Annotated in this window: 23 protein-coding genes; 5 read left to right on the forward strand and 18 right to left on the reverse strand. The window is 69.9% G+C overall.

Annotated elements, in window-relative coordinates:
- Positions 1–7: 7 nt before the first annotated feature.
- The 18 genes from KAH28_RS11795 to KAH28_RS11880 all read right to left on the reverse strand — a co-directional run bounded on the left by KAH28_RS11795 (position 8) and on the right by KAH28_RS11880 (position 17,243).
- Positions 8–2,056 carry a chemotaxis protein CheA gene (locus tag KAH28_RS11795; protein ID WP_290576831.1) on the reverse strand — a complete coding sequence of 683 codons (2,049 nt, stop codon included), beginning with the start codon at positions 2,054–2,056 and terminating at the stop codon, positions 8–10.
- A 10-nt stretch (positions 2,057–2,066) separates the two neighbouring features.
- Positions 2,067–2,429, reverse strand: coding sequence for a response regulator (locus tag KAH28_RS11800; RefSeq protein WP_290576833.1), 363 nt, complete (start codon positions 2,427–2,429; stop codon positions 2,067–2,069).
- Between the two features lie 3 nt (positions 2,430–2,432).
- Positions 2,433–2,759, reverse strand: coding sequence for an STAS domain-containing protein (locus tag KAH28_RS11805; RefSeq protein WP_290576835.1), 327 nt, complete (start codon positions 2,757–2,759; stop codon positions 2,433–2,435).
- Positions 2,760–2,900: 141 nt separating this feature from the next.
- A complete protein-coding gene (locus KAH28_RS11810; protein WP_290576837.1) occupies positions 2,901–3,458 on the reverse strand; it encodes a chemotaxis protein CheW in 558 nt (185 codons plus the stop codon).
- Positions 3,458–4,210 carry a ParA family protein gene (locus KAH28_RS11815; protein WP_290576839.1) on the reverse strand — a complete coding sequence of 251 codons (753 nt, stop codon included), beginning with the start codon at positions 4,208–4,210 and terminating at the stop codon, positions 3,458–3,460. Before KAH28_RS11815 ends, KAH28_RS11810 begins: the two co-directional genes overlap by 1 nt.
- Positions 4,207–5,040 carry a flagellar motor protein MotD gene (motD, locus tag KAH28_RS11820; protein ID WP_290576841.1) on the reverse strand — a complete coding sequence of 278 codons (834 nt, stop codon included), beginning with the start codon at positions 5,038–5,040 and terminating at the stop codon, positions 4,207–4,209. The genes KAH28_RS11815 and motD overlap by 4 nt, the downstream gene beginning before the upstream one ends.
- Before the next feature lie 115 nt (positions 5,041–5,155).
- Positions 5,156–5,896 carry a flagellar motor protein gene (locus tag KAH28_RS11825; RefSeq protein WP_290576843.1) on the reverse strand — a complete coding sequence of 247 codons (741 nt, stop codon included), beginning with the start codon at positions 5,894–5,896 and terminating at the stop codon, positions 5,156–5,158.
- Positions 5,896–7,689: a chemotaxis protein CheA gene (locus KAH28_RS11830; RefSeq protein ID WP_290576844.1), complete on the reverse strand. Its 1,794-nt coding sequence runs from the start codon at positions 7,687–7,689 to the stop codon at positions 5,896–5,898. Before KAH28_RS11830 ends, KAH28_RS11825 begins: the two co-directional genes overlap by 1 nt.
- Positions 7,690–7,699: 10 nt before the next feature.
- Positions 7,700–8,290: a protein phosphatase CheZ gene (locus KAH28_RS11835; RefSeq protein WP_290576846.1), complete on the reverse strand. Its 591-nt coding sequence runs from the start codon at positions 8,288–8,290 to the stop codon at positions 7,700–7,702.
- A gap of 1 nt (position 8,291) precedes the next feature.
- The gene (gene cheY / locus KAH28_RS11840) at positions 8,292–8,684 is read right to left on the reverse strand and encodes a chemotaxis response regulator CheY (RefSeq protein ID WP_290576848.1); all 393 of its coding nucleotides are present in this window, start codon (positions 8,682–8,684) and stop codon (positions 8,292–8,294) included.
- Positions 8,685–8,703: 19 nt separating this feature from the next.
- Complete coding sequence (locus KAH28_RS11845) at positions 8,704–9,423, reverse strand: RNA polymerase sigma factor FliA (protein ID WP_290576850.1); 720 nt, start codon at positions 9,421–9,423, stop codon at positions 8,704–8,706.
- Positions 9,420–10,283: a MinD/ParA family protein gene (locus KAH28_RS11850; protein ID WP_290576852.1), complete on the reverse strand. Its 864-nt coding sequence runs from the start codon at positions 10,281–10,283 to the stop codon at positions 9,420–9,422. Before KAH28_RS11850 ends, KAH28_RS11845 begins: the two co-directional genes overlap by 4 nt.
- The gene (flhF, locus tag KAH28_RS11855; protein WP_290576854.1) at positions 10,276–11,499 is read right to left on the reverse strand and encodes a flagellar biosynthesis protein FlhF; all 1,224 of its coding nucleotides are present in this window, start codon (positions 11,497–11,499) and stop codon (positions 10,276–10,278) included. The genes KAH28_RS11850 and flhF overlap by 8 nt, the downstream gene beginning before the upstream one ends.
- 17 nt (positions 11,500–11,516) lie before the next feature.
- A complete protein-coding gene (gene flhA, locus KAH28_RS11860; protein WP_290576857.1) occupies positions 11,517–13,595 on the reverse strand; it encodes a flagellar biosynthesis protein FlhA in 2,079 nt (692 codons plus the stop codon).
- Complete coding sequence (gene flhB / locus KAH28_RS11865) at positions 13,592–14,713, reverse strand: flagellar biosynthesis protein FlhB (protein ID WP_290576859.1); 1,122 nt, start codon at positions 14,711–14,713, stop codon at positions 13,592–13,594. Before flhB ends, flhA begins: the two co-directional genes overlap by 4 nt.
- A 150-nt stretch (positions 14,714–14,863) precedes the next feature.
- Positions 14,864–16,231, reverse strand: coding sequence for a HAMP domain-containing sensor histidine kinase (locus tag KAH28_RS11870; protein WP_290576861.1), 1,368 nt, complete (start codon positions 16,229–16,231; stop codon positions 14,864–14,866).
- Positions 16,228–16,896: a response regulator transcription factor gene (locus KAH28_RS11875; protein ID WP_290576863.1), complete on the reverse strand. Its 669-nt coding sequence runs from the start codon at positions 16,894–16,896 to the stop codon at positions 16,228–16,230. The genes KAH28_RS11870 and KAH28_RS11875 overlap by 4 nt, the downstream gene beginning before the upstream one ends.
- Complete coding sequence (locus KAH28_RS11880) at positions 16,893–17,243, reverse strand: PepSY domain-containing protein (protein ID WP_290576865.1); 351 nt, start codon at positions 17,241–17,243, stop codon at positions 16,893–16,895. The genes KAH28_RS11875 and KAH28_RS11880 overlap by 4 nt, the downstream gene beginning before the upstream one ends.
- A 205-nt stretch (positions 17,244–17,448) precedes the next feature.
- Here KAH28_RS11880 and KAH28_RS11885 point away from each other — a divergent pair, with 205 nt between their 5' ends.
- From KAH28_RS11885 to KAH28_RS11905, 5 genes are all read left to right on the forward strand, one after another.
- Complete coding sequence (locus KAH28_RS11885) at positions 17,449–17,919, forward strand: hypothetical protein (protein ID WP_290576867.1); 471 nt, start codon at positions 17,449–17,451, stop codon at positions 17,917–17,919.
- Between the two features lie 157 nt (positions 17,920–18,076).
- Positions 18,077–18,394, forward strand: a complete 318-nt coding sequence (locus KAH28_RS11890; RefSeq protein ID WP_290576869.1) for an HPF/RaiA family ribosome-associated protein — start codon at positions 18,077–18,079, stop codon at positions 18,392–18,394.
- Positions 18,395–18,579: 185 nt separating this feature from the next.
- Positions 18,580–18,795: a hypothetical protein gene (locus KAH28_RS11895; protein ID WP_290576871.1), complete on the forward strand. Its 216-nt coding sequence runs from the start codon at positions 18,580–18,582 to the stop codon at positions 18,793–18,795.
- A gap of 238 nt (positions 18,796–19,033) precedes the next feature.
- Entirely contained in the window at positions 19,034–19,363 is a 330-nt protein-coding gene (locus KAH28_RS11900) for a nucleotide pyrophosphohydrolase (protein ID WP_290576873.1), read from the forward strand.
- A gap of 18 nt (positions 19,364–19,381) precedes the next feature.
- Positions 19,382–21,778, forward strand: coding sequence for a DNA/RNA helicase domain-containing protein (locus KAH28_RS11905; protein ID WP_290576875.1), 2,397 nt, complete (start codon positions 19,382–19,384; stop codon positions 21,776–21,778).
- Positions 21,779–21,827: the final 49 nt, after the last annotated feature.

Here is a 21,827-nt window from a genome sequence, read left to right on the forward strand (position 1 = left end):
GGTGGAATCAGGCCGCCTGCGCGCGGCGCATGCCGCGCACGATGTCGGCGACGTCGAGGATCAGCGCCACGCGCCCGTCCCCGAGGATGGTCGCGCCGGCGATGCCGTCGACGCGTCGGAAGTTGGTGGTCAGGCTCTTCACCACCGCCTGCTGCTGGCCGATGAGCTCGTCCACGATGAGCGCGGCGCGCCGGCCCTCGGCCTCGACCAGCACCGCGATGGCCTCGGTGAGCGGCGGGGCCTCGCCGTCCACGTGCATCAGGTCGCGCAGCGGCAGGATGGGCACGAACTCGCCGCGCATGCGCAGCAGGCTCGGCCGCCCGGCGACGCCCTCGATGTCGGCGGGACGCGGCTGCATCGACTCGATGACCTCGCCCAGCGGCAGCACGAAGATCTGATCGCCCACCGCCACCTGCATGCCGTCGAGGATGGCCAGGGTCAGCGGCAGCCGGATGCTCAGGCGCGTGCCCTCGCCGAGCGAGGAGCTCACGTCCATTCGGCCGGACAGCGCGTTGATGTTCTTGCGCACCACGTCCATGCCGACGCCGCGCCCCGACACATCGGTGACCTGATCGGCGGTCGAGAAGCCCGGCTCGAAGATCAGTTGCCAGACCTCCGCATCGGTGGCCGGCTCGGCGGTGATCAGCCCGCGCTCGCGCGCCTTGGCGACGATGCGCTCGCGGCTCAGCCCGGCGCCGTCGTCGGTGATCTCCAGCACCACCTGCCCGGACTCGTGCCGCGCCGCCAGACTGAGCGTGCCGGCGGCAGGCTTGCCTGCGGCCCTGCGCGCCTCCGGTGTCTCGATGCCGTGGTCGACGGCATTGCGCACCAGATGCGTGAGCGGGTCGACCAGGCGCTCGATGAGCCCCTTGTCGAGTTCGGTGGCCTCGCCCGCCATCTGCAGGCGCACCTGCTTGCCGAGCTTGCCGGCGAGGTCGCGCACCATGCGCGGAAAGCGGCTGAACACCGTGCCCACCGGCATCATGCGCACCGACATGACGGCTTCCTGCAGATGCCGCGTGTTGCGCTCCAGCTCGGCGAGCCCGTTGAGCAGGCGCTCGTGCTCGACCGGATCGAGCCCGGCCGAATCCTGTGCGATGGCGGCCTGCGTGATGACCAGCTCGCCGACCAGATTGATCAGCGCATCGACCTTGTCCACCGGCACGCGGATGGAGGCCTGCTCGATGGTGGACACGCGCGCACGCGCCGGCTCCGGAGCGGCCGCTTCGACCGGCGCGGTCACGCTCGAGGGCGCCGTCGCGTCGACGGGCGGCTCCCCGGGCTCCGCGGCGTCTTCGACTTCGACCGCCGGCGCGGTGTCGGCGCGGTCGCCATCGACTGCCGCCGCAGCGAGCGGCGCGACGGTCAGTGCGCAGTCGTCCTCGACCCAGGCGAAGATCTCGCGCACCGCGCTCTCGCTCGCCTCGCCGGTCAGGGCCACGCGCCAGTCAAGGTAGAGCGCGTCCGGGGTCAGCGCGTCGAGCGCGGGCAGCGCCGAGGCATCGCAGCGCACCGCGCAGGCGCCGAGCCGGTGCAGCTCGCGCAGGATCGCGATGGGATCATTGCCGGTGCGCAGCAGATCCGGCTCGGGCACGAAGTGGATATCCCAGCCGGCCTGCGCCGGCGTGTCGGCAGTCGCCGGCGCGACCACCGGCGCGGGCTCCGCTCCGCCCTGCTGAAGGCCCTCGAGCGTGCGCAGCACCGGGTCCAGCAGAGCAGCGTCGATCTGCTCGCCGGCACGCGCGGCCTCGATCTGGCGACGCACGCAGTCCGCGGCCCCCAGCAATGCATCGATCTCGGCACCGCCCAGCGCGCGCTGACCGCTGCGGGCGGCGTCGAGCAGCGATTCCAGGTGATGGGTGACTTCGGCGATGTCGGGAAAGCCGAAGGTGGCGGCACCGCCCTTGATCGAGTGGGCGGCGCGGAAGACCGCGTGCAGCGTGTCCTCGTCGGCCTGGCCGGACTCCAGCGCCAGCAGGCCGGACTCCATGGTGGCGAGCCCTTCTTCGGACTCGTCGAAGAAGGCCTCGCGGAAGCGACTGACGTCGATGCCCATGACGGTGCGATCAGCCCAGCACGCGACGCACGGTCGCCACCAGGTTCTCGGGCTCGAAGGGCTTGACGATCCAGCCGGTGGCACCGGCGGCCTTGCCTTCGGACTTGCGCTCCATCGAGGACTCGGTGGTCAGCATGAGCAGCGGCGTGTACTGGTAGCTCGACAGACCGCGCAGCGCCTTGATGAGAGCGATGCCGTCCATGTTCGGCATGTTGACGTCGGCCAGCACCAGATCGAACGACTGCTGCTCGGCGGCGGCCAGCGCCTCGGTACCGTCGCCGGCCTCCGATACGTCGAAGCCGGCGTCGCGAAGGGTGTAGGCCACCATCTGGCGCATGGAGACGGAGTCGTCGACGGTCAGGATGTGGGTCATGAATCAGGCCTGTTGCGGTTCCGGTCGGGGGGAGAGGTCGAAATGCGGGTCGAGCCCGAGCCAGCGGGCCGCTTCTGCGAGCGGCTCCGATACGGGCTCGAGCACGGTGCGGCGCCCGACCGCGGCGCGATCACGGAACAGCGCCAGCAGCACCTGCAGGCAGGCGGTGCTGACGCGCTCGACCGCCGAGCCGTCGATGCGCAGCGCAGCCTCGGTATCGCGCAGTGCCAGCAGCTCGTCGCGCAGCGCAGCGGCACCGGCAATACCCAGATCCGCAGGCAGTCGGGTATGCGTCTCTTCGACGTCGGCGTCCTGATCATTGCCGGCCATGACGGCTCCTTGATCGCGTCGCGCGGACATCCCGCGCACCGTGCATGGAGCAATTAACGGTCGTTCGGGCAGTGCCTGGAGGCCGCGGCCGACTGGCGGCGGTGCCGGCGGCATGAATGGCGCGGCAGGTCCCCGCGCCGCTCAGGCGAACAGCGAATCCGGATCGATCTGCTGCACGAGCCGGCGCGGCTGGCGCAGCAATCCGACGATGTGCCGGGCACTGGCGCCGAGCTCCGGCGGGACTTCGGCGTCACCGCCGTCGAAGCGCAGGATTTCCGACACCGCGTCCACCATCAGGCCGACGGTGTCCTCGCCGAGCTCCAGCACGATGACGCGCGCCTGCGGCCCCGCCGCCACCTCGCCCTGGCCCAGCAGACGGGCGGTGTCGAAGACCGCGACCACCGCGCCGCGGAGGTTGGCCATGCCCACCAGCGTGGCCGGAGCGTGCGGCATCGGTTCCATCACCGGCGGGCGCACGATCTCGCGCACCGTGTGCACGTCCAGGCCGTAGTCCTGTCCACCGAGCGTGAACACCACCCACTCGCGCGGCTCGGCCGCTTCCCCGGCACCTGCGCCTTCGGCGTGGCCGTCGGCCGCCGCAACCGGCGCGTCGACATCGGTCGCCGGTGGCGCGAGCGCCGCGGGAAGGGCCGGCGGAGCCAACATGGCGTCGAAGTAATCCTGCAGGTTCTCGGACATCAGGCCGCCTCCGAACTGGACGGATGCAGGCGCTCGAACAGCGCCTCGTAGGTTGCGGTGGCGTGGCGATACGGCGCGCAGGTATTCAGCGGCCGGCCATCGCGCGCGGCCTCGCGGATGCGCGTATCCATCGGCACCACACCGCCGTCGAACACCGCCGCGCCCCAGCGCTTGCGCATCTCCGCCAGCGTCTCGTGCGAGATGCGCACACGGCGATCCATGAGCGTGGGCAGGATGATGGGCTCGGGCACGCCGGCGCCGGCCTTGCGCATCATCTCCACGGTGCGCATGAGTCCTTCGAGTCCGTGCAGCGCCAGCGGATCGGTCTGCACCGGCACGATCAGCGCATCGGCCGCGGCCAGTGCGTTGACCAGCAGCGTGCCCAGCATCGGCGGCGTGTCGAGAATGATGGGATCGAACCGCGTACGCAGCGGCGCGAGCCCCTGCGCCAGGCGCCGCCCCATGCCCTGCGCGGCACCCTGCTGGCGTTCGATGGCGGCAAGCCCTGCGCTGGCGCCGAGCATGCGGATGCCCGGCACCGCGGTCGCGCACGGCTCGGTGGGTGTCCCGCGCAGGAGCGCCTCGGCGCCGCCGGCGGCTTCGGCGCGCAGATAGTGGGTTGCCGAGGCATGCGGATCGAGGTCGATCAGCAGGCACGGGAAGCCGCGCTCGGCTGCGATGCCGGCCAGCGTGACGGCGGTGGTGGTCTTGCCCACTCCGCCCTTCTGATTGGCGACGGTCCAGACGCTCATGCGCGTGCTCCCGGCGGCGGCGGCTGCACCTCGCTGTCGCCGAGGACGATGATGGTGACGCGCCGATTGCGGTTGCGACCGTCGGCATCGCTGTTGGCGGCCACCGGACGGAACTCGCCGTAGCCGGCCAGCGTCATGCGCTCCGGCGCCACGCCGCCGCCGCCCAGTACGTGCACCACGCTGGCCGCGCGCGCGGCGGACAGTTCCCAGTTGGACGGATAGCGCTCGGTGGCGATGGGCAGATTGTCGGTGTGTCCCTCGATGCGCAGCGGGTAGGTGAAGTCCACCAGCACCGCGCCGATCTCGGCGATGACGCGCTCGGCCTCGGAAGTCAGCTCGGCCGAGCCACTCGGATAGAGGATGTCGGCGCGGATCTCGACCTCCAGCCAGTCCTTGCCGTGATGGATGCGGACCGCGCCCTCCTCGACCAGTTGTGCGAGCTTGCGCTCGAGCTCGGCGCCGACGCGCGCCAGCTCCGGGTCCTGCGCCGGCGTGGTGACGCGCTGCGGCGGCAGCCGCGACATCGGCAGGTCGGCCTGGATGCCCGCCGGATGCGGAATGGGCCGCGTCAGCGACATCAGGTCCAGGTTCTCCTCGCGCACCGCACGGCGGGGCGTGAAGTCGCCCACGTCGATCGGGTTCATGGCGCGCGGCGGGCCGCCGAAGGCCACCACCATCGCCTCGGACAGCACGCGCATCTTGCCCTCGTTCACCGAGCTGATCGCGTACATCACCACGAAGAACGCGAGCAGCAGCGTGATGAGGTCGCCGTAGGGAATGGCCCACGCCTCGTGATTGACGTGCTCCTCGTGCTTGGGCTTGCGCGCCATGTCAGCGGGCCCTCACCGCAGCCCGTCGCGTCGCGCTCCCTTCTCCCCGAGGGGAGAAGGGTCGGGGATGACGGGGCACGATGGCACTCGGTCCGGGGCTGCGCATGGCCGGCCTCTAGTGCAGGAAACCGCGCAGGCGCGCTTCGATGTTGCGCGGGTTGTCGCCGCGGGCGATGCCCACCAGTCCCTCGACGATGATCTCGCGCAGGCGGGTGCGATCGGCGATGACGGCCTTGAGCTTGGCCGCGGCCGGCAGGAAGAAGAGGTTGGCGGCGCCGATGCCGTAGATGGTGGCGACGAAGGCCGCGGCGATGCCCGAGCCGAGCTTGCTGGGATCGGCGAGATTCTGCATGACCGCCATCAGGCCCATCACCGCGCCGAGGATGCCCATGGTGGGCAGATAGATGCCGGCGCTCTCGAAGACCTTGGCGGCCGCCGTGTCGGCATGCTCGCGGGCGTCGATCTCGACCTCCAGCGTGCTGCGCAGGACTTCCGGCTCGGAGCCGTCGACCAGCAGCTGCAGCCCCTTCTTCACGAAGGCGTCGTCCTGCTCCTCGACCGCCGGCTCCAGCGCCAGCAGCCCCTGCTTGCGCGCGAGGTTGCTCCACTCCAGCACCGAACCGATGGTGCCGTCGGCCGAGGCCACCGGCGGCCGGAAGATCCACTTCACGATGCCGACTGCGTGGCGCAGGGTCGACGGCGGCGTGTGCACGCAGATGGCGGCGAAGGTGCCCACGAAGACGATCATGAACGCCGCCGACGACACCAGCGCACCGGCGCCGGCCCCCTTGAGGATGCTGCCGCCGACCACCGCGACCGCGGCGAGCAGCAGGCCGATGGGCGTGAACTTGTCCATCAGGCGGCCTCCTGCCTGCGCACGCCGGCGCGGACCAGCGATTGCGGATCGAGCACCAGCGCGACTTCGCCGCGCCCGGTGACGGTGGCGCCGCTGTAGCCGGGAATGCCGCGCAGATGGCGCGCCAGTGGCCGCACGACGATGTCCTCGCGCCCGACCACGCTGTCGACCACGAGCCCCCAGGCGCGCTGCTCGACGGTGGTCTGGACGATGAGCCCCGGATGCGACGCCTCGCTGCCGTCCATCCAGCCGCGCAGGAAGCGCAGCGGCAGCACGTCGCGCCCCACCGGCAGCTGCCAGCGGTGGCCCACCTGCTCGACCTGCGAGAGATCCAGCGCCGACAGCTCGCGCACCTCGGCGAGCGGCAGCGCGAAGATGCGCCCGTCGACGCGTACCATCAGCGACGGCAGCACCGCCAGCGTCAGCGGCAGGCGCAGCCGGATGTGCGTGCCGCGACCGACCTCTGACTCCAGGCTGACGCTGCCACCCAGCTCGATGATGCGGCTGTTGACCACGTCCATCCCCACGCCGCGGCCGGAGATGTCCGACACCGCCTCGCGGGTCGAGAAGCCGGGCGCGAAGATCAGCGCCTGGGCACTTGCATCGTCCATGCCCTCGGCGGCCTGGGTGGTGATGACACCCCGCTTGATCGCGACCTGCTTGACCGCCTCCGGATCGATGCCGCGCCCGTCGTCGGACAGCACGATCTCGATGTGATCGCCGGCCTGCCGCGCCGTCACGCGCAGGGTGCCGGCCGCCGGCTTGCCCGCCTGCTGACGGTCGGACGGTCGCTCGATGCCGTGATCGAGACTGTTGCGCACCAGATGCACCAGCGGATCGCCGAGCGCATCCAGCATGTGCTTGTCGAGTTCGGCCGACTCACCCTCCAGCACCACCTGGACCTGCTTGTCGAGGCCGCGCGCCAGCTCGCGCACCATGCGCGGAATGCGCGAGAACAGACGCCCCACAGGCTGCATGCGCACCGCCATGACGCTGCGCTGGAGCGCACCGGTGACGTGGTCGAGCTCGGCCACCGCGCGGCGCGCGGTCTCGTCGAGCCCGTCGGGCTGGGCCTTCAGCCGGTTGCGCACCAGCACCAGCTCGCCCACCAGATCCATGAGCTGATCGAGGCGCCTGGCCTCGACGCGCACCGGCGCCTCGGCGGCCTGCCTGGCGTCGCCGGCCGGCCGGTCGGGTTTCGCGGGACCGGTAGTGGCACCACCGCCCGCGTCCGGCGGCACGGCGACGGCTTCCGGCGGTTCCGCGGCGGTGGCGGCCTCCGCTTCGGGCTCTGCCGGGGCTTCCGTCGGGGCCGCATCGGTACCGGGCGCCTTGCCCGATCCGTGCAGCTGGTCGAGCAGCGCCTCGAATTCGTCATCGCTGATCGCGTCGCCGGCGGCGTCGGCGCCTTCCGGATGGCGCGCGCGGTGCAGCGCGTCGCGCACCGACTGCGGAGCGGGTGCGACGTCGGCCTCCTGCGCCAGCGCATTGAGCATGCCCTCGACATGCATCAGCGCCTGCGCCACCGCGTCGATGCCCTCGGCGGACAGCGCCAGCCGGCCGGCGCGCACCTCGGAGAGCAGGTCCTCGGCGGTGTGGCAGAGATCGACCATGGGCTGGACACCGAGGAATCCGGCGCCACCCTTGACGGTGTGGAAGGCGCGGAACATGCGGTTCAGCACGTCGGCATCCCCGGGCGCGGCCTCCAGCGCGCCGATGTCGCCGTTGGCGGCGTCGACGAGGTCCTGGGCCTCGTTGAGGAAGTCGGCGAGCAGTTCGGGATCCATGGCCATGGTCGTATTCCTAGAGCCCCAGATCGGCCAGCAGGTCGTCGGCCTCGTCCTGCGAGCTGCGCCGTCCGTCGATACCGGGCACGCCGGGGCCGGTGGCCTCGGTGCCGCCGTCGCGATCGCCGGCGAGCGTGTACAGGCTCTGCTCGACGCCCGCGATCAGTGCGCGCACGCGCTGCAGGATCTGGCCGGTGAGGTCCTGATAGCCCTGCGCCAGCGCGAGCTCGCCGAAGACGCGGCGCAGCTCGACGCAGGCGGTGACGTGATCGGACGACGTCTCCAGGCAGTCCACCAGTGCCCGTCCCTGCTCCACCAGATCGAGCGTGCCGTGCGCGGCCGACTCGGTGAGCGAGATGACATGGTCGAGACTCTGCACCGCCTCGGCGCCGCCGCTGAGCGCGCCGCCGGCGTGCGCGGGCAGTGCCTGCACGCGCTCGTGCAGCGCATCCGCGAGCCGTGCCAGCCGGGCGCGCAGCTGTGCGCTGTCGAAGGCCGCGAGGCCCGCCAGCGCCTCCGCGGCACCGGCGTCGTCGTCGTCGCGCAGCGCCGCCACCAGGGCCTCGGCCTGGCGCGCGAGCGCGGCGCTCTGCACGGGGGCCGTCACGTCAGGCCGCCTGTTCCAGGCGCTCGAAGATCTTCTCGAGCTTCTCGCGCAGGGTCTGCGCGGTGAACGGCTTGATAACGTAGCCGTTCACCCCGGCCTGGGCGGCCTCGATGATCTGGTCGCGCTTGCCTTCGGCGGTGACCATCAGCACCGGCAGGTGCTTCAGCTGCTCGTCCGAGCGGATCGCCTTGAGCAGATCGATACCCGTCACTCCGGGCATGTTCCAGTCGGTGATGACGAAGTCGATCTCCTGGCTCTTCAGCGTGGTCAGCGCGGTGCTGCCGTCGTCGGCCTCGGTGATGTTGTTGAAGCCGAGATCCTGGAGCAGATTCCGGATGATGCGACGCATGGTCGAAAAGTCGTCGACCACCAGCATGCGGAGATTGGTATTCATGGCATTGACTCGATGGGGCTCATAACCAGGCCTGCAGACGCGCGCGCAGGCGTACCACCGCCTGGGCGTGGATCTGGCAGACCCGGGATTCGGTGACGCCGAGCACGGCGCCGATCTCGCGCAGGTTCAGGGCCTCGTCGTAGTAGAGACCCATGACCTGACGCTCGCGCTCGGGAAGGTGGTCGATGGCGCCGGCCAGCGCGCGCCGGAAGGCCGAGCCGGTGACCTGCTCGGCGGCGTCGATGGCGTCCGGATCCGGGATCTCCGGCGGCTCGTCGTCGATGGCGATGCCCTCCAGCGACAGCAGCGGACCGCGCGCGGCATCGCCGGCCATCGCCTGGTAGTCCGCCAGGGGCATGCCCAGCTCGGCGGCAACCTCGGCCTCGGTGGCGGCGCGTCCGTGCCGCGCCTCCACCGTACGCACCGCGCCGGCGATCGTGCGCGCATTGCGGTGCACCGAGCGCGGCATCCAGTCGCCACGCCGCAGCTCGTCGAGCATGGCGCCGCGGATGCGGGAACTGGCGAAGGTCGCGAAACTGGCACCGCCGTCGGGGCGGTACTGCCGCGCAGCCTCGATCAGGCCGATCTGCCCGGCCTGCACGAGATCGTCGATCTCGACCGAATCGGGCAGCCGCGCGCTCAGGTGCCAGGCGATGCGACGCACCAGCTCCTGATGCTCGGCCACCAGCGCATGCACATCGCCGGCCGCGTTGGCTTGATAGGCGGCCGCGACGGTCATGCGGCGACGCCTCCGCCGACGACGCGCTCCACGAAGAACTCGGTATCGCCGCGCGCACCGCTGGGCAGCGGCCAGCGCAGGATGCGCGCGGCCAGCTCGCGGAACGCCACCGACGACGGCGCGCCCGGATAGGCCTCGACGACGCCGCGCTGGCGCTGGACGGCACGGCGCAGGAAGTCGTCGTGCGGCACGTGGCCGAGATATTCGATGCGCACGTCCAGGAAGCGGGCCGCCACCCGCTTGAGGCTTTCGTAGACGTCGAAGCCCTCGGCCGCGCTCTTCACCATGTTCGCCACCACGTGCACGCGCGGTATGCCGTGCTCGCGCGACAGCACCTTGATCAGCGCGTAGGCGTCGGTCAGCGAGGCGGGCTCGTTGCAGGCCACCACCAGCACTTCCTGGGCGGCGCGCGAGAAGGTCACCACGCTGTCCGAGATGCCGGCGGCGGTGTCGATGATGAGCGTGTCCAGCGGCCGCGTCAGCGACGAGAACGCGTTGACCAGCCCGATGTGCTCGGCGTGGCCGAGATCGGCCATGCGCTGCTTGCCGGAGGCCGCCGGCACGATCGCGAGATCGAGCGGCCCCTCCAGCAGTGCCTCGTCGAGCGTGCAGTGGCCGCCGAGGACGTGCATGAGGTTGAACTGCGGCTGCAGGCCGAGCAGCACATCGACGTTGCCCATGCCGAGATCGGCATCCAGCAGCATCGTGCGCTGCTCGGCGAGCTGCATGGCCAGCGCCAGGTTGACCGCGACGTTGGTCTTGCCCACGCCGCCCTTGCCGCTGGCCACGGCAAGCACGCGCACCGGACGGGTCTCGGGACTGGACAGGCCCTCGGCCTGTCCCGGAATGGGGTCATGCATGAACGCGCTCCTGAACCGGCTGCCGAAGGGGTTGAGAGATCTGTGCCGCCTGGGCGTGACGCGCTGCGCGCAGCACCACATCGGCACTCGTGGCCCTGTGTAAATCACGCGGCACCGCCTGCCCGTCCGCCAGCCACGCCAGCGGCAGCCGCGAGCCGATGAGCGCAGACAGCGCCCCACCCAGACGGGCGGCTTCGTCCACCTTGGTCAGCACACAGGCGGCCGGCCGTGCCGGCGCGAAGCGTGCGACGGTGGCCAGCAGATCCTCGCGCTGGACGTTGGCCGGCAGTGCCAGCAGGGTGCGCAGCGGCACCGGCTGGGCATCGCGCATGGCGGCCAGCGCGGGCAGCAGCGCGGCCAGCTTGTGATCGGCCGGCCCGGCGCCGGCGGTATCGATGAGGACGTGGCGGCAGTCCGCGCAGGCATCGAGCGCGGCGCGCAGCTCGTCGGCGTCGCGCACCACGCGCAGCGACACCCCGAGCAGGCGTGCGTACACCGCGATCTGCGCGTCGGCGCCGGCGCGATGGCCGTCCATGCTGATCAGCGAGACCTCGCGCGCACCGTGGGCGGAAACCGCCCGCGCCGCCAGCTTGGCCAGCGTGGTGGTCTTGCCGGCGCCGGTGGGCCCGACCAGTGCGATGCGCGACGGCGCGTCGAAGAAGTCGTCGCCGGCCACGCGCAGCCGGCGCGCCAGCAGCGCCAGCGGCAGATTGCGGCGCTGGCGAGTATCCACCTGATCCGGCACGTGCGCGGCGATGTCGCGCGCCAGATCGCTTTCGATGCCCAGCGCCTCCAGACTGCGCAGGGCGCGGGCCCGCTCCGGATGGGCGCGCAGGGCGGCGTCGGCCTGCTGCGTCAGCGAGTTCGACAGCATCTGGCGCAGGTCCTTGAGCTCGGTCTGCAGCCGCTTGAGCTGCGGGTCCTGCGCCCACACCACGTGCTGCGACGACGGCTTCGATGCCGGCTTCTGCGTCGCCGCCGGACGGCTCCGCACCTTCGTGTCGCGATCGCCCGCGGTGGCGGGCGCGGACTCGGCATCCCCGCCGCGACGCGCGGCCTGCTGCAGCAGCGACTCGTCGTAGTCCACCGCCGCGACCAGCTCGATACCGCCGTCGCGTGCCTCGGTGCCCAGGATGACGGCGTCGGCGCCCTGTTCCTCGCGCACGCGGCGCATGGCCTCGCGCATCGTGGAAGCAAAGTAGCGTTTGATCTTCACGGTGGGTGCTCTCCTGTCTACTCGACCGTCCCGGCCAGACGCAGCCGGGTGGTATCGGGAATCTCGTCAAAGGCCAGCACGTGGGCGCTGGGCGCCGCGGCGCGGACGAAGCGCGCCAGCGTGGCGCGCAGCGCCGGCGGCACCAGCAGCACGGTGGGCTCACTGGTGGCTTCCTGACGCTCGGCGTGGCTGGTGATGGCCTGCTGCAGGCGCTCGGCCAGACCCGGTTCGAGCGCGTTGCTGCCTGCCCCTTCCTGCAGCAGCCGCTCGAGCTGCGGGGCCAGACTCAGCACCGGCAGCTCGTCGGCGCCACCGGAGATGCCCTGCACGATCTGCCGCCCGATGGCCGCGCGCACCGAGGCCATGAGCTGCGGCGGATCGGTGGTACCGGCAGCGGCACGCTCGGCCATGGCGCCGAAGATGGCGCGCAGGTTCTTGAGCGACACGCGCTCGGCGAGCAGGCCCTGCAGCACGCGCGTGACCGTCGCCAGCGGCAGGGTCTTGGGCACCAGATCCTCGACCAGCTTGGGCGCCGAGCGCGCCAGCACGTCGAGCAGATGCTGGGTCTCGTCCGGGCCCAGCACCTCGTGGGCGTGGTGCTGAACGACGTGCGACACATGCGTGGCGACCACCGTGGCCGGATCGACCACGGTGTAGCCGTTGGCCTGCGCCTGCGCGCGCACCTCGGCCTCGATCCACAGCGCCGGCATGCCGAAGGTCGGGTCGCGCGTGGCCTGCCCCTCGACCCGGGCGATGACGTTGCCGGGGTCCAGCGCCAGCCAGCGATCGGGCAGCACCTCGCCGTGACCGACCACCGCGCCGCCGATGAGGATGCGGTACTGCGTCGGCTCCATGCTCAGGTTGTCGCGCACGTGCACCGGCGGCACCAGGAAGCCGAGCTCGTCGGAAAGCCGACGGCGCACGCCGCGGATGCGTGCCATGAGCTCGCCGCCGGCCGTGGCGTCGACCATCGACACCAGGCGGTAGCCGATCTCCAGTGCCAGCGGATCGGCCGGCGCCAGGTCGTCCCAGCTGAGCTCGCGGTTCTGCGCCGGCTCGGCGTCGGCTTCGGCGGCTTCGTCGGTCGCTTCCGCGGCGGCATTGCGGCGCACGATCAGCCAGGCCGCACCGAGGCTGGTGCCGCCGAGCAGCAGGAAGACCAGATTGGGCATGCCGGGCACGAAGCCCAGCGCGAGCAGCAGACCGCCGGTCACCATCAGCGCGCGCGGGTCGCCCAGCAGCTGCCCGCGCACCGAGGCGCCCATGGCCTGCGAGCGCGACAACCGCGTCACCAGGATGGCCACGGCGGTGGCGAGCAGCAGCGCCGGGATCTGCGCCACCAGCCCGTCGCCAATGGTGAGCAGCGTGTAGCGCGCCGCCGCCTCGCCGGCGGACAGCCCGTGGCTGCCCATGCCGATGGCGAGACCACCGATCAGATTGACGACCAGGATGAGGATGCCGGCGACGGCGTCGCCGCGCACGAACTTGCTGGCGCCGTCCATGGCGCCGTAGAAGTCGGTCTCCTCGCGCAGCTCCTCGCGTCGCGCCCTGGCTTCCTCGCGGCTGAGCGTGCCGGCGTTGAGGTCGGCGTCGATGGCCATCTGCCGACCGGGCAGCGCATCCAGCATGAAGCGCGCCGAGACCTCCGACACGCGCCCGGCGCCCTTGGTGATGACCACGAAGTTGACGATGGTCAGGATCAGGAAGACCGCGATGCCGACGCCGAAGTGCCCGCCCACCACGAAGGCCCCGAAGGCCTCGATGACCTTGCCGGCGGCGTCGGCGCCCTCGTGGCCGTTGAGCAGCACCACGCGCGTGGATGCCACGTTCAGCGCCAGTCGCAGCAGGGTCGCCAGCAGCAGGATGGTGGGAAACACGCTGAAGTCCAGCGGCCGCATGACGTAGACCACCGCCAGCACCACCATCAGCGAGACCGCGATGTTGAAGGTGAACAGCAGATCCAGCGCGAAGGGCGGCAGCGGCAGCACCACCATCGCCAGCATGGTCAGCAGCAGCGCCGGTGCCGCCACGGCGGCGACCGGCACGCCGCGCAGGCGGTCGAGCAGCGTGGGCGCGGTGGTGGTTGCCGTGCTCATTCGATCGGCGCTCCGAGCGCGTCATCGACGTGCGGGTTCGGGCGCTCCGGCGCCGCGCCGGCGGTGGCCACGCGCAGCCGGTAGACCCAGGTCAGGACCTCCGCCACCGCCGCGAACAGCCCCGCCGGCACGGTCTCGCCCAGCGCAGTGGCGCGGTACAGCGCACGCGCCAGCGGCGGTGCCTCCAGCACCGGCACGCGGTGCGCCTCGGCAAGACCGCGGATGCTGGCGGCGACCTCGCCCAGCCCCTTGGCCACCACCTGGGGCGCATCCATGCGGGCGGCGTCGTAGCGCAGCGCCACGGCGACGTGGATCGGGTTGACGATCACCACGTCGGCCTCCGGCACCGCCTCCATCATGCGGCCGCGCGCGGCCTCGGCCTGCAGCTGCCGCTGCCGTGCCTTGACTTCGGGCTTGCCGTCGGTGTCCTTGGCCTCGCGCTTGACCTCCTCGCGGGTCATGCGCATCTGGCGGGCGTGATTGAACAGCTGCCAGGGCGCGTCGACGGCCGAGATGAGCAGCAGCGCCAGCGCGCCGGCAGAGAACACCGCCAGCAGGATGATGCCGGCGTGGCCGAAGCCGGCCTGCGCATCCATGCGCGGCAGTCGCGCGATGTCCTCGCGCAGCCACCAGATCACCGCGAATCCGAGGCCCGACACCAGCGCGAACTTGAGCAGCGTCTTGGAGAGCTCCACCCACGCGTTGGCGCCGAAGATGCGCTTCATGCCCTTGAAGGGGTCCAGCCGCTCCCCCTTGGGCGCGAGCGCCTTGCCGGTGAGATTCCAGCCGCCCAGCGCCAGCGTGCCGCCGATGCCGGCCACCGCCACCAGGAACAGCCACGGCAGCAGGACGCCGGCACCGTGCACGGCCAGATCGCCGGCGGCGACCATGACGTCGTCGTGCCGCGTACCGGCCTGACGGATGGCGTGCGCGAACCAGCCGGCGAAGTGGCGGATCAGCTCGCCGCCCGCGACCCAGGCGCCGAGCGCGCCGGCAACCGCGATCAGCGCACCGGGCAGCTCCCGCGAACGCGCGAGCTGGCCTTCCTCGCGCGCCTGTTCGAGGCGGCGCGGGGTGGCGCTTTCGGTTTTTTCCTGACCGCTCTCGTTCTCGGCCATGCCAGGGACGTGCCTTGCGGGTGTGCGACGCCCCTTCGATGCAACCGCCGCTCCGCCGCGCCGGACACGTTGCCGGTGCCGGATGACCGGTAGACGGAGCCCGACGAACTTCCGCGCCCGCGCCTCATCCGCGCGCGCGGCCGCCCGGGCCTAGCTGCTCCCGGCCGGCGGGATGGCGGAGGACGGCAGCCACAGCGTCGCGGTCAGGCCGCCTGCCGTGCCGCCATCCAGCGTCAGCTCGCCGTCGTAGAGCGCGACCAGGTCGGCCACCACTGCCAGACCGAGGCCCGAACCGGGCTGGCGCTGGTCGAGGCGCTCGCCGCGGCGCATGGCGCGCTCGCGCGCATCCGCCGGCATGCCCGGGCCGTCGTCGCCGACGCGGATGGTGACGCCGCCGCGGTCGCGGAAGGCACGCAGCGTGACGCGGGTTCGCGCCCAGTTGACGGCATTCTCGAGCAGGTTACCCACCATTTCCTGCAGATCCTGCGCATCGGCGCGTACGCGCAGAGCCGCGCCGATCTCGCTGTCCAGCGCGAGGCCGCGCCGCTCGGCGAGGCGGGACAGGCCCGCGACCACGGGCGCGAGCGCGCTGCCGACATCGACGCGCGCGCCCACGGCATCGTCCCCGGCCGCCGAGGCGCGCGCCAGGTGATGGCGCACCGCGGCGTCGAGCCGGTCGAGCTCGGTACGGACGCCGGCACGCGACGCCTCCGGCATGCTCTCCGAGAGCGTCTGCAGCACGCTGATCGGCGTCTTCAGCGCGTGCGCCAGATTGCCGGCCGCGGCCCGGCCCCGCTCGACGCGGCGGCGGTCGCGCCGCAGCACGCCGTTCATGGCGGCCGCCAGCTCCGCCAGCTCGCGCGGAAGGGCTTCGTCCAGACGCTCGGCCTCGCCTTCGCGCACGCGCTGCAGGTCGCTGCGCAGCCGGCGCAGCGGCGACAGCCCCCAGCGGATCTGCAATGCCAGGCCAGCCAGCAGCAGCACACCCAGGCTCAGCAGCGACAGCCACAGCAGACGCTCGAAATGGCGCAGCTCGGCATCCAGCTCGCTGCGCGGCAGCGCCACGCGCAGGGTCACGCGCTCGGCCAGCCTCGGCAGCTGGACGGTACGGCTGATGACGCGCAGCGACTGACCGCGCGGCCCGGGCGCATCGCGCACCCGCGTCACCGGCGTGGCAGCACCGGCCAGGGTCTGATCCCACAGCGAGCGCGAGGCCAGCGCGCGCTCGCCGGCGCGGTCGATCTGCCAGTACCAGCCCGAGAACACGCGGTCGAAGCGCGAGTCGCCGAGCGGCCGCACCATCGCCAGCGCATCGCCCGCCGGGTCGTACTGCACGCTCGCCAGCAGCGTGTCGATCAGCGATTTCAGGCGCTCGTCGAAGGCCGTGGTCACCGACTCGCGGAAACTGTAGGCGAGGCCGGTGCCGGCAATGGGCAGGAGCGCCATCACCAGCAGCAGCGAGGCGATCAGCAACCGTTGCGCGACCGAGGTCCGGTAGCCGGTCGGCGCGCGCTTCACGAGGGTGTGTCGTCGACCATGCGGTAGCCCTGCCCGCGCAGCGTCGCGATGCGCTGGCTGCCCAGCTTCTTGCGCAGGCGGCTGATCTGCACATCGATGACGTTGGAGTCCGGTTCATGATCGCGGTCGTAGACGTGCTCGGCCAGCTCGGTGCGGCTGACGATGCGCGGGGCGGCGTGCATGAGATAGGCCAGCAGGCGGCTCTCCTGCGCGGTCAGCGTGATCGGACGGCCGGCCAACGTGACGCTGCCCACGTGGGTGTCATAGGACAGCGCACCGCAGCTCAGCACCGGATGGGCGTGGCCGTGGCTGCGGCGCACCAGCGCGCGCAGGCGGAACAGCACCTCGGCGGTCTCGAAGGGCTTGGTCACGTAATCGTCGGCACCTGCCGAGAAGCCGGCGGCCTTGTCCGACCAGCGCTCGCGCGCGGTCAGCACCAGCACCGGCAGGTCGAACCCGTCCTCCCGCCACTGCGCCAGCCACTGCGTGCCGTCGCCGTCAGGCAGGCCGAGGTCCAGGATGACCGCGTCGTAGCGCTCGGTGCGCACCAGGAAATCCGCCGCCGCCCCGCTGCCCGCGCGCTCCACCAGCAGATCCGCATCGCGCAGCGCCCCGGCCAATGCTTCGGCAAGGGCACCGTCATCCTCGATGAGCAGGATCTTCACTGCCGCTCCATCGCGCGCAGGCCGGTGCCGTCGATGCCTATGAGGCTGCCGTCCGCGGCATCGAACTCGAACTCCACGACCTGCCCCTGCGGCCCGACCATCTCGACCTCGTAGACCGGGATGCCGTCCTCGCGCTCCATCTCGACCTCGATGACCTGCCCCACGTAGCGCGCCTCCAGCCAGTCGAGCACCGTTGCCAGCGGCACATACTCGCCGGATTCCACGCGCTGGTGCACGTCGCGCCAGTCGATGTCGTCGGCCATCGCCGGGCCGGTACCGGACGGCGGAAGGCCGCACGTGATCAGCAGCGCGGCGGCGCGAAGACCGAATGAGCGGGACCCGGGCATGCGCGGAGTCTGAAGAGGCCGGCATGAATGAAGCATGACAGGTACCCCGACGCCACCCTGCAGAGCCCGCCACCGCGGGCCGGAAGATGAACGGAAGCTGTCATCGCCCCTCATCGAGCGGACAGGCGGCACGCCGGAGAATGCGGCGCACGGTCGGGCACCAACCCGGTCCCGATCGCCGTCCCCATACGCAAGGAGCAACACCATGCAGCAGCATTTCCGCACGCTTCCGATGGCCGCCGCCATCGCCGCCGCGTCCTTCGGGTCGCTTGTCCATGCCGACCGACCGGTGAACGAAATGGACGCCGTCATCGAGCGGGGCGTCAGCTACGGCTTCACGCACTTCGAGGAGATCGAGCTCAAGAGCCGCGGCCGCAGCGAGATGGAGGGCTTCCTCGGCGAGGATGGCTGGTACGCGGAAGTGACCTTCGACGATACCGGCGAACCCACCCACGAGGAGCGCTCCAGGCGCATCGACGGCGCCTGGGGCATGCAGCCCGCGGACGTGCGCCAGGCCCTGGCCGCCGCGGCCAAGGCCGGACTGGCTTCGGTGGAGGAGATCCAAATCAATAGCAGCGGCTACATCGATGTCGAGGGCCACGACGAACAGCGCCGCGAGATCGAGATGACGCTCCGCCTGGGCAGCGACAAGGTGCTCGGCACCGAGCGCGACTGACCGCGCCACCGGGCAGGCCGGCGGAGCCCACTACGGGCTCCGCCGTATCCGGACCCGGCCCATCGCACTGAACCCGGAGACCCTTCGCGCAGTCGGTAGAGAGGCGCCACGATGAATGCGGCGCCGCTATCCACTCCAAGCACAAGGAGCGAGACCCGTGCACGTGCAGATCAATCCCGCCGAGGGCATCGAAGTGTCCGAGGCGCTGGCGCAGCACATCCACGACAGCCTGGAGCGTGTCGAGAAGCGCTTCGGTGACCGCATCACCCGTGTCGAGATCCACCTCAAGGACATCAACGGCCCCAAGGGCGGGCCGGACAAGCACTGCCTGGTCGAGGCGCGACCGCGCGGGCTGGACCCGGCAGTAGCGGAGTCGACCTCCGAAGACGCCTACGACGGCGTGCGCCAGGCCGCCCACAAGCTGGAAAAGGTGCTCGACAAGCGCATCGGCAAGCTCGCGCAGCACAACGACTGAGCAGGTGCGCGGCGGCGGAGCGCCACCCCGCATCGTGGCCCCGCCGTCCGCGCCCGCTCACGCCCGCCGGCATTGCCCGACCCGCCCCGGCGCGTGCAAAGTGCCCCGTGCATTCCAGCGTGCGGGAAAGGCAGAACGGCGCCAGGCGCCGCATCTCCGCGCGCTCGTTCCGGGGGGATCGAAAAATGAGAATCGCGGAGCTGCTGTTCGGCTGCCCGCTCCTGTTCATGGCGATCTGGGGCATCGCCACCGGCGACATCTTCGTCCTCAGTGACAAGACCAGCGGCGATGCGGGCGGCTGGGCATCCTTCGACGACAGCCCGCTGATCTTCCTGATCGCGCTGGCCCTCTACGGAATCGGCGGCATCGGCCTCGTGCGCGCCGGACTGAAGGGGGATTAGACGGGGCCAAGCGCCGGTGCGTGGTATGCCGCGCCATCGTCAGGTGCGTACTATCCCCACCAGTGCACCGGCAGGCCGTTCACAAGGAAGCGCACGTGGAAGGGGGCAAGGACAACGCAGACGCCGTAGAGGCGTTCATCGCCCGCTGGTCCGGCGCCGGCGGCACCGGTTGGATCGTTCAACAGGCGCCGATAGCAGGACGCGAACTGCCGTCGTGCTAGAAGCTCGGATACAGAACGTGAGGGAACAGCTGCGAAAGTTCGTGCTCGAGCGGGACTGGCAGCAGTTCCATTCGCCGAAGAATCTGGCGATGGCGCTTACCGCCGAAGTCGGCGAACTGGTCGAACATTTCCAGTGGCTGACCGACGAAGAGAGTCGCTCCCTATCCGAAGCTGACTTGCAGCGGGTCCGTGAAGAGCTGGCGGACGTCCAGATCTACGTCATGCTTCTGGCAGACTCCCTGAGCGCGGACCTGTTGAGCGAAATCGAGCGAAAGATCGAGAAGAACCGAGCACACTATCCAATCGAGAGCTCTCGCGGCACCCACAAGCGCCCACCGAGAACCTAGGCCTCACAAGTAGCCGCCGTGTTCATCTATACCGCTGACAAGCAAGAATTCGTCGCCCACGTCTGCGACAACGTGATCGAAGAACGAATTCTGGAAGGCATGCGTTCGCAAGGCCTCGGCGGCGTTGGCGCATCCGAAGTCCGATCCTGGCAGAACTCTCTGCTGTACATGAAGAATGTGGTCGATGACGATGCGATTCCAAACGACGCGGGCGTGGCGATCGAGTACAAGATCCCCCAGACCGCGAAACGCATTGATTTCATTCTCAGCGGGTACGGTGACAAGCGGCAGCACAATGCCGTCATCGTCGAACTCAAGCAGTGGGACAGGATCGCCACCTCGGAAAAGGACGGCATCGTGCGGACCGCCGTTGGCGGCGGTGAGCGAGAGATGCTGCATCCCTCCTACCAGGCTTGGACGTACGCAGCATTGCTCTCGGATTTCAACGAATCCGTCGAGAGCGAGAACATCGCCCTCTGGCCATGCGCGTACCTCCACAACTGCTCGGCCGACGAGGTGCGCGACAAGATTTACGCGCAGCACCTGCAGCGCGCACCAGTCTTCCTCCGGGCTGACTCGGACAAGCTGCGCCGCTTCATCTCGCAGCACGTTCGCCGCGGAGACCAGAAGCAGACTCTGTATCTGATCGATACGGGCCGCATTCGCCCTTCGAAGTCATTGGCGGACCACTTGGCCGCTCTCATGCAAGGCAAGCGCGAATTTCTGATGATTGATGATCAGAAGCTCATCTACGAGCAAGCGCTCGCCGCGAGTGACGCCGCCGAAACCGAGGGGAAACAGGTGCTCATCGTTGAAGGCGGGCCCGGCACCGGAAAGACCGTCGTCGCCGTCAACCTGCTCGTTGAGCTGACTCAGCGGGAGCGGAACGCGCATTACGTCACGAGGAACGCGGCGCCTCGAAGGGTCTATGAAAGCAAGCTGACGGGAACGCCGAATGCCACCCGCATTCGCAACCTATTCAAGAGCTCCGGCTCCTACCACGGCACCGACGCGGATGCGCTCGATGCCTTGATCATCGATGAGGCTCACCGCCTCAACGAGAAGTCGGGCATGTTCCAGAACCTCGGCGAGAACCAGATCAAGGAACTCATCGCGGCGGCCCGGCTCAGCGTCTTCTTCATCGATGAAGACCAACGCGTGACGTGGCGGGACATCGGCTCACGAGCAGAGATCAATCGGTGGGCAGACGAATTGGGCGCGACCGTGCACCGCGCGGAGTTGCAATCCCAGTTTCGCTGCAATGGCTCGGATGGCTATCTCGCGTGGATCGATAACGCATTGCAGATCCGCTCAACTGCCAACACAGACTCCAGCGAAACGGGCTACCACGTCGAAGTGGTCGACTCACCAACCGAGCTGCGAAGGAAGGTACTGAATCACAACATCGAGGCAAACCGCGCCCGTCTGCTTGCCGGCTACTGCTGGGACTGGAAGAGCAAGAGAGAGCCGGATGCGATGGACATAGTGTTCCCCGAGCATGACTTCGCCATGCAATGGAACCTCGACAAGGATGGACCGCTCTGGCTGGTGCAGCCGAACTCAGTGCACCAGATTGGTTGCATTCATACCTGTCAGGGCCTGGAGCTGGATTATGCCGGTGTGATCATCGGCCCGGACCTTATCGTGCGGGAAGGCAAGATCCTGACGGTTCCCACCGAACGTTCTCATATGGACTCGTCGATCAGGGGTTACCGAACTGCGCGGCGAAACAACGCTGCCGAGGCAGACGGGAAGGCAGAAGCCATAATCAAGAACACCTACCGAACCCTTCTGAGCCGCGCAACGAAGGGTTGCTTCATCTGGTGTACTGATCAGGAAACGCTGGAATACTTCCGAGCGCTTACGGCAGGAACCGCCGACAACCGCGATGTCGTCAGCGGCGAAGTACTTTCCGATCCGGCATGCCCTCTGGATCTCCTTCCAGCCAACGATGTAGAGCCCTACGTCAACGCAGTCCCGCTGATGGACTTCAAGGCGGCTGCAGGAGGCTTCAGCGAGATTCAGTCCGTGGAAGAGTGCCAGTGGGTCATGCTCCCGGATCACCTGCGCCCGTCGCGCGGGATGTTCGTAGCCCAGGTCATCGGCGACTCCATGAACCGGGTGATCCCCAATGGCGCCTGGTGCCTCTTTCAGGGCGCCCCCGAAGGCAGCCGTCAGGGCAAGATCGTCCTAGTGCAGCACCGCAGTATTGAAGACCCCGATACGGGGGCAAGTTTCACCGTCAAGCGCTACCGGAGTGAGAAGGCGACGGATGACGATGGCGACTGGCGCCATACCCGTATCGCGCTACTTCCCGACTCTCTCGATCCTCAGTATCAGCCCATCGAACTCGACCCGGATCTAGGAGACGAAATCCGCGTCGTAGGCGAGTACAAGTGTGTTGTCCACTACTAGCTCAGCCGGACCCGCCGCCCAATGTGAACCGCCCCGGGTTTGAAGGAGG

Origin of the sequence: Algiphilus sp. (genome assembly GCF_023145115.1) — a bacterium.
Classification (GTDB): Bacteria; Pseudomonadota; Gammaproteobacteria; order Nevskiales; family Nevskiaceae; genus Algiphilus.

Coding starts and splice junctions, on each gene's coding strand:
- KAH28_RS11795 (WP_290576831.1), bottom strand. CDS start 2,056: ATGGGCATCGACGTCAGTCGCTTCCGCGAGGCCTTCTTCGACGAGTCC.
- KAH28_RS11800 (WP_290576833.1), bottom strand. CDS start 2,429: ATGACCCACATCCTGACCGTCGACGACTCCGTCTCCATGCGCCAGATG.
- KAH28_RS11805 (WP_290576835.1), bottom strand. CDS start 2,759: ATGGCCGGCAATGATCAGGACGCCGACGTCGAAGAGACGCATACCCGA.
- KAH28_RS11810 (WP_290576837.1), bottom strand. CDS start 3,458: ATGTCCGAGAACCTGCAGGATTACTTCGACGCCATGTTGGCTCCGCCG.
- KAH28_RS11815 (WP_290576839.1), bottom strand. CDS start 4,210: ATGAGCGTCTGGACCGTCGCCAATCAGAAGGGCGGAGTGGGCAAGACC.
- motD (WP_290576841.1), bottom strand. CDS start 5,040: ATGGCGCGCAAGCCCAAGCACGAGGAGCACGTCAATCACGAGGCGTGG.
- KAH28_RS11825 (WP_290576843.1), bottom strand. CDS start 5,896: ATGGACAAGTTCACGCCCATCGGCCTGCTGCTCGCCGCGGTCGCGGTG.
- KAH28_RS11830 (WP_290576844.1), bottom strand. CDS start 7,689: ATGGCCATGGATCCCGAACTGCTCGCCGACTTCCTCAACGAGGCCCAG.
- cheY (WP_290576848.1), bottom strand. CDS start 8,684: ATGAATACCAATCTCCGCATGCTGGTGGTCGACGACTTTTCGACCATG.
- KAH28_RS11845 (WP_290576850.1), bottom strand. CDS start 9,423: ATGACCGTCGCGGCCGCCTATCAAGCCAACGCGGCCGGCGATGTGCAT.
- KAH28_RS11850 (WP_290576852.1), bottom strand. CDS start 10,283: ATGCATGACCCCATTCCGGGACAGGCCGAGGGCCTGTCCAGTCCCGAG.
- flhA (WP_290576857.1), bottom strand. CDS start 13,595: ATGAGCACGGCAACCACCACCGCGCCCACGCTGCTCGACCGCCTGCGC.
- flhB (WP_290576859.1), bottom strand. CDS start 14,713: ATGGCCGAGAACGAGAGCGGTCAGGAAAAAACCGAAAGCGCCACCCCG.
- KAH28_RS11880 (WP_290576865.1), bottom strand. CDS start 17,243: ATGCCCGGGTCCCGCTCATTCGGTCTTCGCGCCGCCGCGCTGCTGATC.
- KAH28_RS11885 (WP_290576867.1), top strand. CDS start 17,449: ATGCAGCAGCATTTCCGCACGCTTCCGATGGCCGCCGCCATCGCCGCC.
- KAH28_RS11895 (WP_290576871.1), top strand. CDS start 18,580: ATGAGAATCGCGGAGCTGCTGTTCGGCTGCCCGCTCCTGTTCATGGCG.